14 protein-coding genes are annotated in these 16203 nt (G+C 66.3%); 9 read left to right on the forward strand and 5 right to left on the reverse strand.

Annotated elements, in window-relative coordinates; all coding sequences use genetic code 11:
• Positions 1 to 80 precede the first annotated feature (80 nt).
• From BJG93_RS08810 to BJG93_RS08820, 3 genes are all read right to left on the reverse strand, one after another.
• Positions 81 to 1064 carry a sugar kinase gene (locus BJG93_RS08810; protein ID WP_027197920.1) on the reverse strand — a complete coding sequence of 328 codons (984 nt, stop codon included), beginning with the start codon at positions 1062 to 1064 and terminating at the stop codon, positions 81 to 83.
• Positions 1065 to 1120: 56 nt separating this feature from the next.
• Positions 1121 to 1909, reverse strand: coding sequence for a TIM barrel protein (locus tag BJG93_RS08815; protein WP_027197921.1), 789 nt, complete (start codon positions 1907 to 1909; stop codon positions 1121 to 1123).
• 228 nt (positions 1910 to 2137) lie between these two features.
• Positions 2138 to 3031, reverse strand: coding sequence for a LysR family transcriptional regulator (locus BJG93_RS08820; RefSeq protein ID WP_027197922.1), 894 nt, complete (start codon positions 3029 to 3031; stop codon positions 2138 to 2140).
• 135 nt (positions 3032 to 3166) lie between these two features.
• Between BJG93_RS08820 and BJG93_RS08825 the strand changes: the two genes are divergently transcribed.
• The 6 genes from BJG93_RS08825 to BJG93_RS08850 all read left to right on the forward strand — a co-directional run bounded on the left by BJG93_RS08825 (position 3167) and on the right by BJG93_RS08850 (position 9406).
• Positions 3167 to 4246, forward strand: a complete 1080-nt coding sequence (locus BJG93_RS08825; protein ID WP_027197923.1) for a YeiH family protein — start codon at positions 3167 to 3169, stop codon at positions 4244 to 4246.
• 170 nt (positions 4247 to 4416) lie between these two features.
• Complete coding sequence (locus BJG93_RS08830) at positions 4417 to 5154, forward strand: glutathione S-transferase (protein WP_027197924.1); 738 nt, start codon at positions 4417 to 4419, stop codon at positions 5152 to 5154.
• Between the two features lie 112 nt (positions 5155 to 5266).
• Positions 5267 to 7000, forward strand: coding sequence for a ClcB-like voltage-gated chloride channel protein (locus tag BJG93_RS08835; RefSeq protein WP_027197925.1), 1734 nt, complete (start codon positions 5267 to 5269; stop codon positions 6998 to 7000).
• A gap of 160 nt (positions 7001 to 7160) precedes the next feature.
• Positions 7161 to 8498 (forward strand): C45 family autoproteolytic acyltransferase/hydolase, encoded by a 1338-nt coding sequence (locus BJG93_RS08840; RefSeq protein ID WP_027197926.1) that lies wholly within the window; start codon positions 7161 to 7163, stop codon positions 8496 to 8498.
• A 217-nt stretch (positions 8499 to 8715) separates the two neighbouring features.
• Positions 8716 to 8970, forward strand: a complete 255-nt coding sequence (locus tag BJG93_RS08845) for a hypothetical protein (RefSeq protein WP_027197927.1) — start codon at positions 8716 to 8718, stop codon at positions 8968 to 8970.
• 205 nt (positions 8971 to 9175) lie between these two features.
• Positions 9176 to 9406 (forward strand): DUF2795 domain-containing protein, encoded by a 231-nt coding sequence (locus tag BJG93_RS08850; RefSeq protein WP_027197928.1) that lies wholly within the window; start codon positions 9176 to 9178, stop codon positions 9404 to 9406.
• A gap of 31 nt (positions 9407 to 9437) precedes the next feature.
• Here BJG93_RS08850 and BJG93_RS08855 read toward each other — a convergent pair whose 3' ends face one another.
• Positions 9438 to 10505, reverse strand: a complete 1068-nt coding sequence (locus BJG93_RS08855; RefSeq protein ID WP_027197929.1) for a LysR family transcriptional regulator — start codon at positions 10503 to 10505, stop codon at positions 9438 to 9440.
• A gap of 271 nt (positions 10506 to 10776) precedes the next feature.
• On the opposite strand from BJG93_RS08855, the gene BJG93_RS08860 reads away from it, so the two are divergent.
• Complete coding sequence (locus tag BJG93_RS08860) at positions 10777 to 10989, forward strand: hypothetical protein (RefSeq protein WP_027197930.1); 213 nt, start codon at positions 10777 to 10779, stop codon at positions 10987 to 10989.
• Between the two features lie 96 nt (positions 10990 to 11085).
• Here BJG93_RS08860 and BJG93_RS08865 read toward each other — a convergent pair whose 3' ends face one another.
• Positions 11086 to 11703: a TetR/AcrR family transcriptional regulator gene (locus BJG93_RS08865; protein WP_027197931.1), complete on the reverse strand. Its 618-nt coding sequence runs from the start codon at positions 11701 to 11703 to the stop codon at positions 11086 to 11088.
• Between the two features lie 218 nt (positions 11704 to 11921).
• On the opposite strand from BJG93_RS08865, the gene BJG93_RS08870 reads away from it, so the two are divergent.
• Positions 11922 to 13070 carry an efflux RND transporter periplasmic adaptor subunit gene (locus BJG93_RS08870; protein ID WP_027197932.1) on the forward strand — a complete coding sequence of 383 codons (1149 nt, stop codon included), beginning with the start codon at positions 11922 to 11924 and terminating at the stop codon, positions 13068 to 13070.
• Positions 13067 to 16195, forward strand: coding sequence for an efflux RND transporter permease subunit (locus tag BJG93_RS08875; RefSeq protein WP_027197933.1), 3129 nt, complete (start codon positions 13067 to 13069; stop codon positions 16193 to 16195). The genes BJG93_RS08870 and BJG93_RS08875 overlap by 4 nt, the downstream gene beginning before the upstream one ends.
• Positions 16196 to 16203: the final 8 nt, after the last annotated feature.

Here is a 16203-nt window from a genome sequence, read left to right on the forward strand (position 1 = left end):
GACGGCGTGGTCCCGAATCAATGATGAAAAAAACTGGGCGCGCTGAGCGCGCTCTCGTTGTCGATGCAGTCCGAGCCGCGTCAGGCCGCGCTTGCGATGCCTGACACCTCGGCGAGTTCCAGCGCGTCAAGTTCGGCGCGGCTCGGCAAACCTTCCGAATCGCCGATCACCTGGATCGCGAGCGCACCGATGCGGTTGCCGCGTGCGACCGCCCGCGCGAGCGTGCGGCCTTCGAGCAGCGCGCTGATCACGCCGACCGCGAAACCATCGCCCGCGCCGACCGTATCGACGACGTTCGCGACCGGCCGGCCGGTGATCGTCGCGGCATCGGTCGCGGTGCGGTAATACGCGCCCTGCGCGCCGAGCTTGACGATCACACCGCGCGCGCCGCGCTCGAGGTAGAACGTCGCAATGTCCTCCGGCTGCGAGTAGCCGGTCAGAATCTCGCCCTCGCCGATCCCTGGCAGCACCCAGTCGGCGAGCGCGGCGAGCGCGTTCAAGCCTTCGACCATCGCCGCGCGCGACGGCCACAGCGTCGGACGCAGGTTCGGGTCGAACGAAATCGTCCTGCCTGCTCCACGCATTTCGCGGGCCAGGTGGAACGCGAGTTCGCGCGAACTCGCCGAGATCGCCGGGGCGACGCCGGTCAGATGCAAATGACGCGCGCTCAGCACGTAATCGGCGACGTAGTCGTCGACTGACAAATGGCTCGCCGCCGAGCCCTTGCGGAAGTATTCGACCGCCGGATCGCTGCCGTCGTCGTTCTTCGATTTCAGCTGAAAGCCGGTCGGATAGCGTGCGTCCGTGCTCACGCAGCGCTGATCGATGCCCTCTTTGGTCAGCGTATCGCGCACGTACTGGCCGAATGAATCGTCACCGACACGGCTCATCCAGCCCACGCTGAAGCCGAGCCGGGACAAGCCGATCGCGACGTTCAGATCCGCGCCGGCGATGCGCTTCGTGAATCGCCCGACGCTCGCGAGTGGGCCGGTTTCGGCGGCGACGAACATCGCCATCGCTTCGCCGTAGGTGATCACATCGAGGATGGGGTCCGGGTGGGTCATGCTGTGCTCCTGGTGGTGCTTCCGATGCGGGTGATTCGTCATGCCGCGTCGCGCGCCTACACTCGTGCGAGCCAGTTCACATAACGCGCGGCATCCGCGTCGATCCGGCTCGGGTCGAACGGAAACTCGATGCCGCGCGGTACATCGCGCGGCAGGCGCTCGAGGAGCGCGCGGAATGACGCGTCATCGTCGGCCGGCGCGCTCGCGAAGCGCCGCGCGCCCTCGCCCGCGATGGTCTTGCAGTGGATGTACTCGACATGCGGTGCGAGCTGCGGCGCGATGTCGAGCGGCGCGACGTCGACCCATGCCCAGTTGCCGGTATCGAAAGTCATGCCGAGCGCGCCCGCGTGGCCTTCGCGCGCGAGCGCGTCGAACAGCCCGACGAACTGCTCGGGCGAGCCTCCCTGCGCCAGTTGCCCGTTTTCGACGACGACCCGTGGATGCGCGCCGCTCCCGGTGCCAGAGCCGACCTGCGCGGCGATGGCCGCGCCGTCAGCGTCGTCCGCGAAGCCACCGAGTTGCAGCTTGACGAAGCGCGCGCCGAGCGCGGACGCCTGGTCGAGCGCGATCCGCAGTGCATCGGTATCGAGCCGGCCGTGCGCCGCGTACAACGATGCCGGCGTCGAAAACACCGACCACAGACCTAGATCCGTCAACGCCGCGCCGAGCGCACGCAACGGTTGCGGGTGCGCGTCCGCGTCACTCGCGAACAGTTCGCGGCGCACTTCGAACCCGGCCGCGCCGGCCCGCTTTGCCGCCCGTGCCCATTTCAGGTGACCGTCGACGCGTACCGCGTTCATGCCGAACGCGCTGGCGACGATCACGATCTCCACTGCATCAGCCATGTCGAATTTGCTCAATTCTCTCGTGGAGTGCGCTTTGGAACCGGTTCCAAACGCACTTTGAAAAAAAGCGCCGAGGCGCTGCGATGTGCAAATGATGCGCGGTGCCGCCCGCGCACACCATAGAGGAAATCCCGAAGTGCGACGGGTGTGCGGCGAGCATAAAGCGAGGCACGCGGGCTGCCCGCACACGTTCACAGTTGCCCCGGCGACACGCGGCGAGCGCTCGACTCAGCCGCCCCCGTCCGCGACGCACATCGCCAGAAACTGCTCGACCACCCGAGACGGTGCGCTCGCATGCGGCACCAGAATCGACAGCCGCCGCGTCAGCGGCTGCGGCCTGAGCGACATCAGCTGCAGCGCACCGTCCTCGTGGCGCATCGACATCGCCGACACGAAGCCGACGCCCATGCCGGCCCGCACCGCCTCTTTCACCCCTTCAACCCCGGCGATCTCGAGCGCGACACGCATCGGCACGCCCGCGCGGGCGAACTCGCGCTCGACCGTCTGTCGCACGCCCGAGCCTTCCTCGCGCAGCACCAGCGGATACCCGCCGAACGCGGCCAGCTCGATGCGCCCGCCGCTGTCGGCCTGCGCGAGCGGATGCGCACGCGGCATGATCGCGACGATCTCGTCCTCGCGCCAAGCGTGCACGAGCGTGTCCGGCGGCAGATCGTTGCCGGCTGGGCCCTCGATCATCGCGATATCCACCGAACCGAGCGCGCCGACGATCTCGGCCGTGTTGCCGTTGGCGGTATGCACGCTCACGTCCGGGTAGCGGCGATGGAATTCGGCGATCAGGTACGGCAGCAGGTAGCTGGCCGGTGTCGTACTCGCGCCGATCCGCAAGGTGCCCTGCTCGAGACCGCGCAGCGCGTCGCGATAGGCATGGGCCTGCCGCCAGGTGTCGCGCAGCCGCGCCGCATAGCTGGCGAGCTGCTCGCCGGCGGGCGTCAGCCGCACGCCGCGGCCATCACGCTGATACAGCGGCTCGCCGAACTCGTCCTGCAGCTGCCTGAGCTGCCCGGACACCGCCGGCTGCGACAGATGCAGCGCCACCGCCGCCCGGCTGATGTTGCGATGTTCGGCGACGGTGGCGAACGTTATAAGTTGGTCCGGGGTCATCTCAATTAAGTATCAGTTCATCCGATATTTCACATTCTAAATGATGATTTTTCATATCGTTATATCTAATTTAGGATTAGTCCCGTTGCCGCTCCCGCAGTCTCATGCAGTCCTTTCGAAGTCAGGCACCCGACCATGTCCACGCCCACCGTTCCGCTTCCCGCCGCCTCCCCCGCGCTGTCCACCCGTGGCCAGCTCAACGGCGTACTGTTCGTTGCGCTATTCGCGGCCGCCGTCACGCGCATCGCGGCGATTCCGGCGATTGCGGGTCTCGGCCTGAGTCCGCTGATCGTCGGCATCGTCGCCGGTGCGATCTACGGCAACGCACTGCGCGACGGCATGCCGGCCAGCTGGGCGGCCGGGGTCAACTTCTCGGCGCGCAAGCTGCTGCGTATTGCGGTCGCGTTCTTCGGCTTGCGCGTGAGCTTGCAGGAAATCGCGCAGGTCGGGCTGCCCGGTCTCGCGCAATCGGTGCTGATCGTGGTCAGCACGCTCGTGATCGGCACCTGGGCCGGCATGAAAATCATGAAGCTCGATCGCGACACCGCGCTGCTGACGGCGGCCGGCAGCGCGATCTGCGGCGCAGCCGCGGTGCTCGCGTTCGAGTCGACGCTGCAATCGAAGCCGCACAAGAGCGCGATGGCGGTTGGCAGCGTCGTGCTGTTCGGCACGCTGTCGATGTTCCTGTACCCGGTGTTGTTCAGGGCCGGCTGGCTGCACCTCGATACGGTCGGCGCCGGCCTGTTCTTCGGCGGCACGATCCACGAGGTCGCGCAGGTGGTCGGCGCGGCGAGCAACGTGAGCCCGGAAGCGACGCATATCGCGACGATCGTCAAGATGACCCGCGTGATGCTGCTCGTGCCGGTATTGCTGGTCGTGGGCCTGTGGGTGAACCGCGCCGCTCGCGGCGCGAAGGATGCCGGCACGGACGGCGCCGCGCCGCGCAAGCTGGCGATCCCCTGGTTCGCGCTCGGCTTTCTCGCCTGCGTCGTGATCAACTCGCTGCACGTACTGCCGCAAAGCGCCACCTCGACGCTGAACCTCGTCGACACCTTCGCGCTGACGATGGCCATGACCGCGCTCGGCATCGAAACGCGAGTCTCGCAGATCCGCGAAGCGGGCCCGCGCGCGCTGACCACTGGCCTGATTCTGTACGTGTGGCTGATCGCCGGCGGACTGGGCATCACATCGACCGTCCAGCACCTGTTCCGCTGAGCCGTCGCCGGCTTCCCCGCCTTTCCCGACACCCCGCCGCGCGCGGGGTTTTGCGCTTTCTGGCGCACCATCCGGGCCGATCACACGGCATACTCGTTGCTGCGAATTTTGCTCCCGCAACCCGCCCGTGCGCGACGTCCGCGTCGGGCCACCGGAATGAGGATCGATCGATGAGCCTGGAACTGTACTACTGGGACGGCCTGCAAGGCCGCGGCGAATTCGTGCGGCTCGCGCTGGAGGAAGCCGGCGTCGCCTATGTCGAAGTCGCACGCGGTAAACCGTCGAAGGGCCAAGGCACCGAAGCGATGATGGCGGTGATGCAAAGCCCCGACGAACCCTATCCGCCGTTCGCGCCACCGTTTCTGAAAGACGGCGATCTGGTGATCTCGCAGACCGCCAACATCCTGTTCTATCTCGGCCCGCGACTCAACCTCGCGCCGACGGTGGAGAGTCTGCGCTATGTCGCGAACGGCCTGCAGCTGACGATCGCCGACGTCGTCACCGAAGCGCACGACACCCACCATCCGCTCGCGAGCGGCCGCTACTACGAGGAGCAGAAAGACGCGGCGCAGGTGCGTGCGCACGATTTCATCGACCATCGGATTCCGAAGTTCATGTCGTATTTCGAGCGCGTACTCGCGCAGAATCCGGCCGGCGACAGCTTCATGGTCGGCGACACGCTGAGCTACGTCGACCTGTCGATGTTCCAGCTGATCGACGGTCTGCTGTACGCGTTTCCGCGCGCGCTGAAGCGCTTCGGTGAGCATTATCCGCGGCTCGCCGCGCTGCACGACAGGGTGATCGCGAGACCGAACATCGCCGCGTATCTGGACTCGGACCGGCGCATCGCGCATAACGAAAGCGGCATCTTCCGGCACTATCCGGAACTCGACCGGGCGGCGACTTGATCCGCCTCACCCGCCCCCGCCCGCTCGCCGCCGCGCGCCCGCCATTCGAGGCGGGCGCGCTGCTGTTGTGCCGCGGTTTTATCAACCTTCGCTCACGCCCCGTACCGTCGACGTGCTTTCATTCCTGCTGAAACTGCGCACCCGCGCCCAACGCCTTTTCCGCCTTTCCGAAGCCCACACGATGCTGGTCTGGTCGGTCGTGGTCGGCATTGCCGGCGCGTTCGCGACCATCGCGTTTCGCAACTGCATCCAACTGCTGCAACTGGCGATGACCGGCCACTCCGGCAGCTTCGTCGAACTGGCGCGCAGCCTGCCGTGGACGATGCGCATCTGGGTGCCGGCCGTGGGCGGTCTGGCCGCCGGTATTTTTCTGCTGATCGCGCAGCGTCACGCCGACAGCACCCCGCACACCGACTACATGGAAGCCGTTGCGATCGGGGACGGCGTCGTGCCGGTGCGACTCAGCCTGTGGCGCAGCGTGTCGTCGCTGTTTACGATCGCGAGCGGCGGCTCGATCGGCCGCGAGGGTCCGATGGTGCAGCTCGCGGCGCTCGCGTCGTCGCTGATCGGCCGCTGGGTCCACTTCGATCCGCCACGGCTGCGCCTGCTGGTCGCGTGCGGCGCGGCGGCCGGTATCACTTCCGCGTACAGCGCGCCGATCGCGGGCGCGTTTTTCGTCACCGAGATCGTGCTCGGCTCGATCGCGATGGAAAACTTCGGGCCGGTTCTGGTCGCGGCGGTCGTCGCGAACATCACGATGCGCGAGTTCGCCGGTTACAAGCCGCCCTACGAGATGCCGGAGTTTCCGACCGTGACCGGTCCCGAGGTGCTGCTGTTCGTCGCGCTCGGCGCGCTGTGCGGCGCGGCCGCGCCGCAGTTCCTGCGGCTGCTCGATGCATCGAAGGCGGCATTTCGCAAACTGCCGGTGGCGCTGCCTGTGCGGCTCGCGCTCGGCGGTCTCGTGGTCGGCATCATTTCGGTCGCGGAGCCCGAGGTGTGGGGCAACGGCTACAGCGTCGTGAACTCGATCCTGCATTCGCCGTGGACGTGGTCCGCGCTCGTGCTCGTGCTCGTCTGCAAGCTCGCGGCGACCGCGGCGACGGCCGGCTCCGGCGCGGTGGGCGGCGTGTTTACGCCGACGCTGTTCGTCGGCGCGGCGGTCGGCTCGCTGTTCGGCCAGGGCATGCACGCATTGTGGCCGCATGCGACCTCGGCCGCCTACGCGTATGCGATGGTCGGCATGGGCGCGTTCCTCGCGGGCGCGACCCAGGCGCCGCTGATGGCGATCCTGATGATCTTCGAGATGACGTTGAGCTATCAGGTCGTGCTGCCACTGATGCTGTCGTGCGTAGTCGCGTATTTCATCGCCCGCGCGATCGGCAAGACTTCGATGTACGAGATCACGCTGCGCCGCAATCGCGAGGAGCAGGAGCGCTCGCGTTTGCGCGCCACACAAATGCGCGAACTGATCCGTCCCGCGCAGACCGTGGTGCGGCCGAACGCGACGGTGCACGACATGACGCGCGTGTTCCTCGAATATCCGGTCAAGTATCTGTACGTCGCGAACGACTCCGGCGCGTTTCTCGGCGTGGTTGCGCTGAAGGACATCACGTCCGATCTGCTCGAGCGCCGCGACACGTCGATGAAGACCGCCGCCGATTATCTACAGCCGCATTTCGACGTGCTGACGCCGGACATGTCGCTCGCCGTCGCGTTGCAGCACTTCCTGGCGTTTCAGGGCGAGCGGTTGCCCGTGATCGAAAGCACCGCGCATCCGAAGCTCGCCGGCGTCGTCTACAAGACCTCGCTACTGGATGCGTACTTCCGTATGAATCCGTCGCGCTAGCGCCTTCGCCCAAGCTCCGCGGCCACCCTCTTTTCGCGCGGCGCGATGCAAAGCGCCGCAGATTTTCTACAATGAACACACCGCCGGCCGCGGTTGCGGCCGGCACGCGTGAGCCCAGCAGGGGTGCAGCGACAGCGCCTGCCGCATCATCGGAGCGAAGATGAGCGAACCGTCCCCGGAAGCCGTACGCCGCGATCAAGCCGGTTGGATTTTCGTGCATATCGAAGGCGAGCCGTACGATCGCGGCGAGCAGCACGGCCAGTTGCTCGCCGACGAAATCAGAAACGCGATCCGCACCGCGCGCTACCTCGCCAAATGGGACACGGGCGAGGAGTTCGACACCTTCGTCAACGCCGCGACGAGCCAGTTCGCGAGCAAGCTCGACACCGAATTCGCCGACGAAATCCAGGGGATCGCCGACGGCGCGAAGCTGCCGTTCGCCGAAGTGCTCGCGTGGAACGGCTACATGGATCTGCTGCAAAGCTGGTGGCCGACACACGCGGCGCAGCAGCGGCCGCAGTTGGGCGCGAAGCTGTGGCGCGGCCGGCGCGGTCACCACTGCAGTGCGTTCATCGCCACCGGCAATGCGACGCGCGACGGCCGCATCGTGATGGCGCACAACTCGTGGGACCGCTACGCGGCCGGCGACGCGTTCAACGTGGTATTCGACATCGTGCCCGATCGCGGCAACCGCATCCTGATGCAGGGCCTGCCGGGCTGCATTTCGAGCCTGACCGACTTCTGGGTTACGGCGGCCGGCCTGATGGTCACCGAAACGACGATCTCGAACTTCGCGGGCTACAACGCGGCCGGTGCGCCCGAGTTCTATCGCTCGCGGCGCGCGTCGCAGTATGCGAACAGCATCAAGGAATGGTGCGACATGTTCTCGCTCGCGAACAACGGCGGCTACGCGAACAGCTGGCTGCTCGGCGACACGAAGACCGGCGAGATCGCGCGCTACGAACTCGGGCTGCACTATGCGGGCTTCGAGACCACGAAGGACGGTTTCTACAGCGGCTACAACACCGCGACGGACCTGAAGATCCGCAACCAGGAATGCATCGGCGAAGGCGAGGACTATACCGACGTGCGCAAGAACGGCGCGCGGCGTCTGCGCTTCATGCAGCTCGAGGACATGCATCGCGGCAGCATCGACGTCGAACTCGCGAAGCAGATGATCGCCGATCATCACGACGTCTATCTCGATCGCAACGACAACCCGTGCTCGCGCACGATCTGTGGGCATCTGGAGCTCGACGACGCGCGCTTTGGCGGCACCGATCACGGCCCGTTCAATCCGTGGGGCGCGAACGACGGCAAAGTGGTCGATAGCGACATGGCGCGCGAGATGGCGTTCACCGCGCGCTGGGGCCATCCGTGCGGCCGGCCGTTCGACGCGCAGGCGTTCATGAAGCGGCATCCGCAGTGGAACTGGCTGAACGGCTATATGCGCGACCGGCCGTCGTGGCCCTGGACGCGCTTCGAGGTGCTGCGCTAGCGCATGACCGGACGCGCAGGCCCGTTCGTGCGATCGTGGAATCAACAATACGGTTTTGTCGCAAATGTGCGTGCTTTGCAGTATTTGCCATCTAAGATGCTAAAGGGCGTGAGCCGCGCAGCGCCACGCCATCGTCGGCTTGCACCGTCCTTTCGACGCGGGACGGCACAGGGTTTGCTCGATTGTCAGCGCCGCATGAGCTTTAGGAGGTCGGGCGATGAAAACCTCGACACTGTTAACCATGGTGACGCTGTCAGCCTCGTGCTTTGCCGCGCCGGTCCATACCGGGTCGGACAGCACGGATTCCACCACGCTTGCCCAACGCGCGAACGCCGCGCCGGTCGCGCCGCCGGCCCCGGACGTCTCCAGCATCGACGCCAGCCGTCCGCAGCAATGGGACCACATTGCGCTGCCGAAGTCCCGCCATCTGGAGCGCAGCCTGACCGGGCAGCACGAGCATCTGACCACCTGAGGGCGGCTGCAACGGCGAGTCATGGCGTGGCTGCGATGGCGCGCCGTCCGAATTCGCGCCGGCTGTCGTGACGGGCTGTCGTGACGATGACCCGGCGATGAGCGCCGGACTGCGTGAGACTGTGAGCAACTCATCGCGGCGCGGCGCTGGCTTGTCGCTGCGCCAATCGCAACCTGACCCACACCAGCACGACAGGAGCATGCGCATGACGGCCTCGGACATTCCCGGCGAATCGATCGATCTGCAGATTGCCGATCTTCTCGCGGAAGTCAAATTCCCCACCAACAAGGATGCGCTCGTCGACGCGGCGCGCGAAGCCGGCGCGAGCAACGAGGTACTGGCGATGCTCGATGGCATGCCGGAGCAGGATTACGTCGACATCGAATCGGTCACGCGCTTGATCGGCGGCAATTATGGCCCGGGCTTAGGGATCTAAACCCGCAATCCGACGCGCGTCACCCCACTGATCAGAACTGCGACGACGCCGCGATGCGGGTGCGCGGCACCCGTATCACACGGCGCGTCGTGCCGCCGCTTTCGAGCGCGTCACGGGCGATCTCGCGCGCAGTCGGATCGCCGGACCCGCTTACCCGCGCCACCGCCCGCACCTGCACCGCGCCACGGGAAGTCGGCGCCGGCGCGCTTCCCGGCTGGAAATGCTCGACCAGGTGGTCGATGAACGTCCGCACCTTCGCCGGCAGATGCAGCCGGCTCGGATAGGCAATCGTGATTTCGATGGGCGGCAGACTGTACGCGTCGAGCAGACGCACCAGCCGCCCCGCGGTCAGATCCCGCCCGATCAGATAGCTCGGCAGGATCGCCACGCCCATGCCCAGCAGTGCGAACTGCCGCAGCATCTCGGCGTTGTTCGCCGCGATCGCGTTGGTCGGCCGCACCCGCACTTCCCGGTCCGGACCCTTGAACACCCGCTCCTCGCCGCCGCTCTGCTCGGTCGGCCGGCTTAGGCACGAATGCCTGAGTAGATCCTCGGGGCGCGTCGGCGTGCCGTGTTGCGCCAGATAGGCGGGTGTCGCGCAGACCGTCATGTAGCCGGTCGTCAGCCGCCGGGTCACGATGCTCGCGCTGCGCATGTGCCGCGCCACCAGGATGCCGACGTCGAAGCCCTCTTCGACGAGATCGACGTGGCGGTCGGCGAGCGTGACGTCGGGCATGACGTCCGGATAGCGCGCCGCGTATGACTGCACGACCGGCGCGAGGCTGTGCAGCCCGAACACGACCGGCGCGACGATACGCAGCGTGCCCACCGGCTCGTGATTGCGCGCCACCACCATCTGCTCGACGCCTTCGAGATCGGCGAGGATGTGGCGCACGCGCTCCAGATAGGTCGCCCCGGATTCGGTCAGCGATAGACGGCGCGTCGTGCGGTTCAGTAGTCGCGTGCCCAGCCGCGCTTCGAGATCCGCGACGTGCCGAGTGACGACCGCGGTGGACAGATCCAGCGCGCCTGCCGCGCCGACGAAACTGCCGAGGTCCGCCACCTTGACGAACACGCGCATCGACTGCAGTTGATTCATGGGACGACTCCTGCCTCGGTAAAGCCGGGCCGGCGCAACCCTTGCCGCCTGTGTCGACCCGCGCCGCATGGACGCGCGCGGGTTTGCCCAACGCAACCGATTCTAGCTATCGGACATGTCCCAACCCTGACCCGGACATGGCATTCCGGTCAGATTCGGCGCGGCGCAGCGATCGCGCCACTATTGCGACGTCTATTGTGGATTATGACTAGGTATAAACCCTAGCCCACTGGTAAGATGGCGGCCACAGGAAATCTCCGTTACACCCGCCATGCCACATCGTTTTGACTTGCTGGAAAAAATCGCCTTTTCGCTGGTTTGCTGGTCGGCCGCCGCAAGTTCGGCCTATATCGGCTACGAGCGCTGCCCCGATATCAAGGTAGCTCTGCACGCCGGGGAAAAGATCCTCAGCGCCAGCGGGCAATACGCGTTCGCGTGTGCGGCGCCCGTCGCCGACGCCTGTGCGCAGCTGCCGACCGACTGAGTTTTCCCGTTTTTGCCGTATCTGACGCGCGATCCGCCCGGCTCGCGCGCTCGCGCATTTGAGAATTTGCGCATCCAACGGGCTTGACGCCCAATCTCACGCATCGCGCCCGAACACCACGCGCGAGAAAAACCCCGCCAGCACCGTCTCGGCCATCTCCGCCGGCACATTCTGCGGATCGACCGTGTGGAAGAACTGCACGCCGTCGCACAGGCCCATCAGGCCGATCGCGAGTTGCTCGGGCGGCATCGACATCGGCGTGCCGACGCGCTCCGAGAACTCGCGCACATAGGCGCTCAATTGCTCGAGTTTCTCGTGCATGAATGCGTTGAAGCGCAGCCGGAAGCGCCCGTCGCGCACCGCGAGCAACTTCGCTTCGACCCACAGCAGAAAGCACTTGTTCTCGCGATGCAGCGAGCTGTAGTAGCGCAGCACGCGCGCCTCCATCTCCTCGCGCGATGCCGCGCTCTCGAAGATCGCCTGCAGGTCCGCCTGCATCGCTTCGTGATCGCGCCGCAATAGTTCCAGAAACAGCTCGCTCTTGCTGCGGAAATTCGAATAGAACGCGCCACGCGTATAGCCGGCCGCCGCCGCGATGTCTTCGACACTCGCCGCGACGAAGCCCTTCTTCATGAAAGTTGCCTGCGCGGCATCGAGCAGACGCTCCCGCGTCTGGTCCTTGCTCTGCTCTCTGGTCAGTCTTTGCCGTTTCATGCGCGCCAGTCTAGCACCGAAAAGAATTCAAATTCACGTCCACATTCAGATACATGAGTGTATTAGAATGCATCTCGTCATTCAAAGCCATACCTGTATGCCAATAGCATGACGCGGCGTGCGGGTCTTCGCTGGCGGGCCGCGCGGCTTGCCGAGTTCGTTCGCTGTCTCCAGTTGGGGTAATTGTGAAGCGTCCCGGTTCTCCCGCATCGTCAGCGATGCGCCAGCAGTCTCCCCCATTCCTTCATCGCGGCATCTCCCGGCAAACCTGCGCGCTCGCGCTGGCGGCGGTTGTCGCGCTCGCGGCCTGCTCGAAGAAGGAAGCCGCGGCGCCCCCGCCGCGCCCGGTGGTCGCCCTTGCGGTCCATGCGGACGGCCACGCGCTGCAGGCGGCGTCGCTCCCCGGCGAAGTGCAGGCGCGCTATTCCACGCCGCTGTCGTTTCGCGTCGCCGGCAAGATCATCGAGCGCCGGGTGCGGCTCGGCGACACGGTGAAGAGCGGTGAGGTCGTCGCCTTGCTCGACCCGGCCGATGCACAGAAGAACGCAGCGAGCACGCAGGCGCAACTCGACGCCGCGCAGCACAACCTCGTCTATGCGCAGCAGCAGCTCGAGCGCGACAAGGCGCAGGCCAAAGAAAACCTGATCGCGCCGGCACAGCTCGAACAGACCACCAACGCCTACGCATCCGCGCTCGCGCAGCGCGATCAGGCGCAGCAGCAGGCGGCACTCGCGAAGAACCAGCTGCAATACACGACGCTCGTCGCCGGTCATGCGGGCGTCATCACGGCTGAACAGGCGGACACGGGCCAGAACGTGTCGGCGGGTCAGGCCGTCTACAACCTCGCGTGGAGCGGCGATGTCGACGTGCTATGCGACGTGCCCGAAAGCGCGCTTGCGGCCTTCGCCGTCGGCCAGCACGCGAGCGTCACGCTCGCTGCGCTGCCTGGCCGCAAGCTGAGTGCGCGCGTGCGCGAGCTGTCGCCGGCAGCCGATCCGCAAAGCCGCACGTGGCGCGCGCGTCTGACGCTGCTCGATGCCGGCGCCGACGTGCGCCTGGGCATGACCGCCGACGTCACGCCGGCCGTGCCGCTCGCCGCGGGGGCCGCGCGGCACGGCGTGTTCACGCTGCCGGTCACCGCGCTGTTTCACGAGGGACGCGAGCCGGCCGTGTGGGTCGTGCGCGCCGCGGACAACACGCTCGAACTGCGTCGCGTGAGCGTCACGCGCTACGACGAGCGCACCTTCGTCGTCAGCGATGGCCTGAAAGATGGCGAAAGCGTCGTGCTGCAAGGCGTGCACACCGTGAGCGCGGGCGAAAAAGTCCGCGCGATCGCGCCGCTGCATCCCGAGGACTTCGCTTCATGAGCACGTCGCACGAAGAAGGACGCTTCAATCTGTCAGCGTGGGCGCTGCGTCATCAGGCGCTGGTCGTATTCCTGATCGCGCTCGCCACTGCGTTCGGCATCCTCGCGTACTCGCGTCTCGCGCAGTCGGAAGACCCGCCCTTCACGTTCCGCGTGATGGTGATCCGCACGTACTGGCCTGGCGCCACCGCGCGCCAGGTGCAGGAGCAGCTGACCGATCGCATCGGCCGCAAGTTGCAGGAGACGCCGTACATCGATTTCGTGCGCAGCTACTCGCGCCCCGGGGAATCGCTGATCTTCTTCACCATGAAGGATTCGGCGCCGGTGCGCCAGGTGCCCGAGACCTGGTACCAGGTGCGCAAGAAAGTCGGCGACATCGCAGCGACTTTGCCGCCGGGCATCCAGGGGCCGTTCTTCAACGACGAATTCGGCGACGTCTACACCAACATCTACACGCTCGAAGGCGACGGCTTTTCCGCCGCGCAACTGCACGATTACGCGGACCAGCTACGCTCGGTGCTGCTGCGCGTGCCGGGCGTCGGCAAGGTCGATTATTTCGGCGATCCCGATCAGCACATCTACATCGAGATCGCGAACACCCAGTTGACGCGTCTCGGCATCACGCCACAACAGCTCGGACAGGCGATCAACGCGCAGAACACGATCGCGCCCGCCGGTACGCTGAGCACCACCGACGACCGCGTGTTCGTGCGTCCGAGCGGCCAGTTCAACGATGTCAATGCACTCGCCGACATGCTGATCCGCATCAACAACCGCACCTTCCGTCTCGGCGACATCGCGACGATCAGGCGCGGTTACGACGACCCGGTCGTCACGCAGATGCGCTTCGGCGGCAAACCCGTGCTCGGCATCGGCGTGACGATGCAGCCGGGCGGCGACGTGATCCGCCTGGGAAAGGCGCTCGATCAGCAGATGACCCAATTGCGCGCCGCGCTGCCCGTCGGATTGAAGCTCGTCGAAGTATCGAGCATGCCGCATGCGGTCGCGCGCTCGGTCAACGACTTCCTCGAAGCAGTCGCCGAAGCGGTCGGGATCGTGCTGGTCGTAAGCCTGGTGTCGCTCGGCGTGCGCACCGGCATGGTTGTCGTGATCTCGATTCCGGTCGTGCTCGCGGTCACTGCGCTGTGCATGTACCTGTTCGATATCGGCCTGCACAAGGTATCGCTCGGCACACTCGTGCTCGCGCTCGGCCTGCTCGTCGACGATGCGATCATCGCGGTCGAAATGATGTCGGTGAAGCTCGAGCAAGGCTGGAACCGCGCGCGCGCCGCGGCCTTCGCGTACACCAGCACCGCGTTTCCGATGTTGACCGGCACGCTCGTGACCGTGTCGGGCTTCCTGCCTATCGCGCTCGCGAAATCGAGCACCGGCGAGTACACGCGCTCTATTTTCGAGGTGTCGGCGATCGCGCTAATCGCGTCGTGGCTCGCGGCGGTCGTGCTGATTCCGCTGCTCGGCTATCACATGCTGCCGGAGCGCAAGCGCCATGCGCACGAGCCCGACGACCACGAGCACGACATCTACGACACGCGCTTTTATGCGCGCTTGCGCGGCTGGATCGGCTGGTGCGTCGAGCGGCGTTTCGTCGTGCTCGCGATCACGGTGCTGCTGTTCGGGCTCGCGATGGCCGGCTTCTCGCTCGTGCCGCAGCAGTTCTTCCCGAGCTCGGACCGGCCGGAGTTGCTGGTCGATGTGCGGCTGCCCGAAGGCGCGTCGTTCGATGCCACGTTGCGCCAGGCCAAACGCGTCGAACAAGCGCTTCAGGGACGCCCCGAGATCGATCACACGGTCAGCTTCGTCGGCACCGGCGCGCCGCGTTTCTATCTGCCGCTCGATCAGCAATTGCAGCAGCCGAACTTCGCGCAGTTCGTGATCACCGCGAAGTCGGTCAAGGACCGCGAGAAGCTCGCGCAATGGCTCGAACCGGAATTGCTCAACAACTTTCCGGCGATCCGCACGCGCCTGTCGCGCCTCGAGAACGGGCCGCCGGTCGGCTATCCGGTGCAGTTTCGCGTGAGCGGCGACGACATCGCGACCGTGCGCTCGATCGCCGAACGCGTCGCCGCGACCATGCGCGCCAATCGCGGCACGCGCAACGTGCAGTTCGACTGGGACGAACCCGCCGAGCGCTCGGTGCGCTTCGAGATCGACCAGAAACGCGCGCGCGAGCTCGGCGTGACTTCCGAAGACGTTTCCAGCTTCCTCGCGATGACGCTGTCCGGCTACACGGTCACGCAGTATCGCGAGCGCGACAAGCTGATCAGCGTCGATCTGCGCGCGCCGCGCGCCGAACGCGTCGACCCGTCGAAGTTGACCGCGCTCGCGATGCCGACGCCGAACGGCCCGGTGCCGCTCGGCACGCTGGGGCATCTGCGCAACGACCTCGAATACGGCGTGATCTGGGAACGCGATCGTCAGCCGACCATCACCGTGCAGTCCGACGTGTCGGCCGGCGCGCAAGGCATCGACGTCACGCACGCGGTGGATCGCGCGCTCGCGCCGATCCGCGCGACGCTGCCGGTCGGCTACCGGATCGAGATCGGCGGCTCCGTCGAGGAAAGCGCGAAAGGTCAAACCTCGATCAACGCGCAGATTCCGATCATGGTGATCGCGGTGCTCACGCTGCTGATGATCCAGCTGCAAAGCTTCGCGCGCGTGCTGATGGTCGTGCTGACCGCGCCGCTCGGCCTGATCGGCGTCGTGCTCACCTTGCTTCTGTTCGGCCAGCCGTTCGGCTTCGTCGCGATGCTCGGCGTGATCGCGATGTTCGGCATCATCATGCGCAACTCGGTGATTCTCGTCGATCAGATCGAGCAGGACATCGCGGCGGGGCACAAGCGTTTCGATGCGATCGTCGGCGCGACCGTGCGGCGGTTCCGGCCGATCACGCTGACCGCCGCGGCCGCCGTGCTCGCGCTGATCCCGCTGTTGCGCTCGAACTTCTTCGGGCCGATGGCGACCGCCCTGATGGGCGGCATCACGAGCGCGACGATCCTCACGCTGTTCTATCTGCCCGCGCTGTACGCCGCATCGTTCCGGGTGCGCAGCGACGAGCGCGAGCCGCACGCGCCATCTGGTTCGGGCGCCACGCACACGGGTAACTGAGCATGAGC

The sequence above is a fragment of the Paraburkholderia sprentiae WSM5005 genome (genome assembly GCF_001865575.2).
GTDB classification, from domain to species: domain Bacteria; phylum Pseudomonadota; class Gammaproteobacteria; order Burkholderiales; family Burkholderiaceae; genus Paraburkholderia; species Paraburkholderia sprentiae.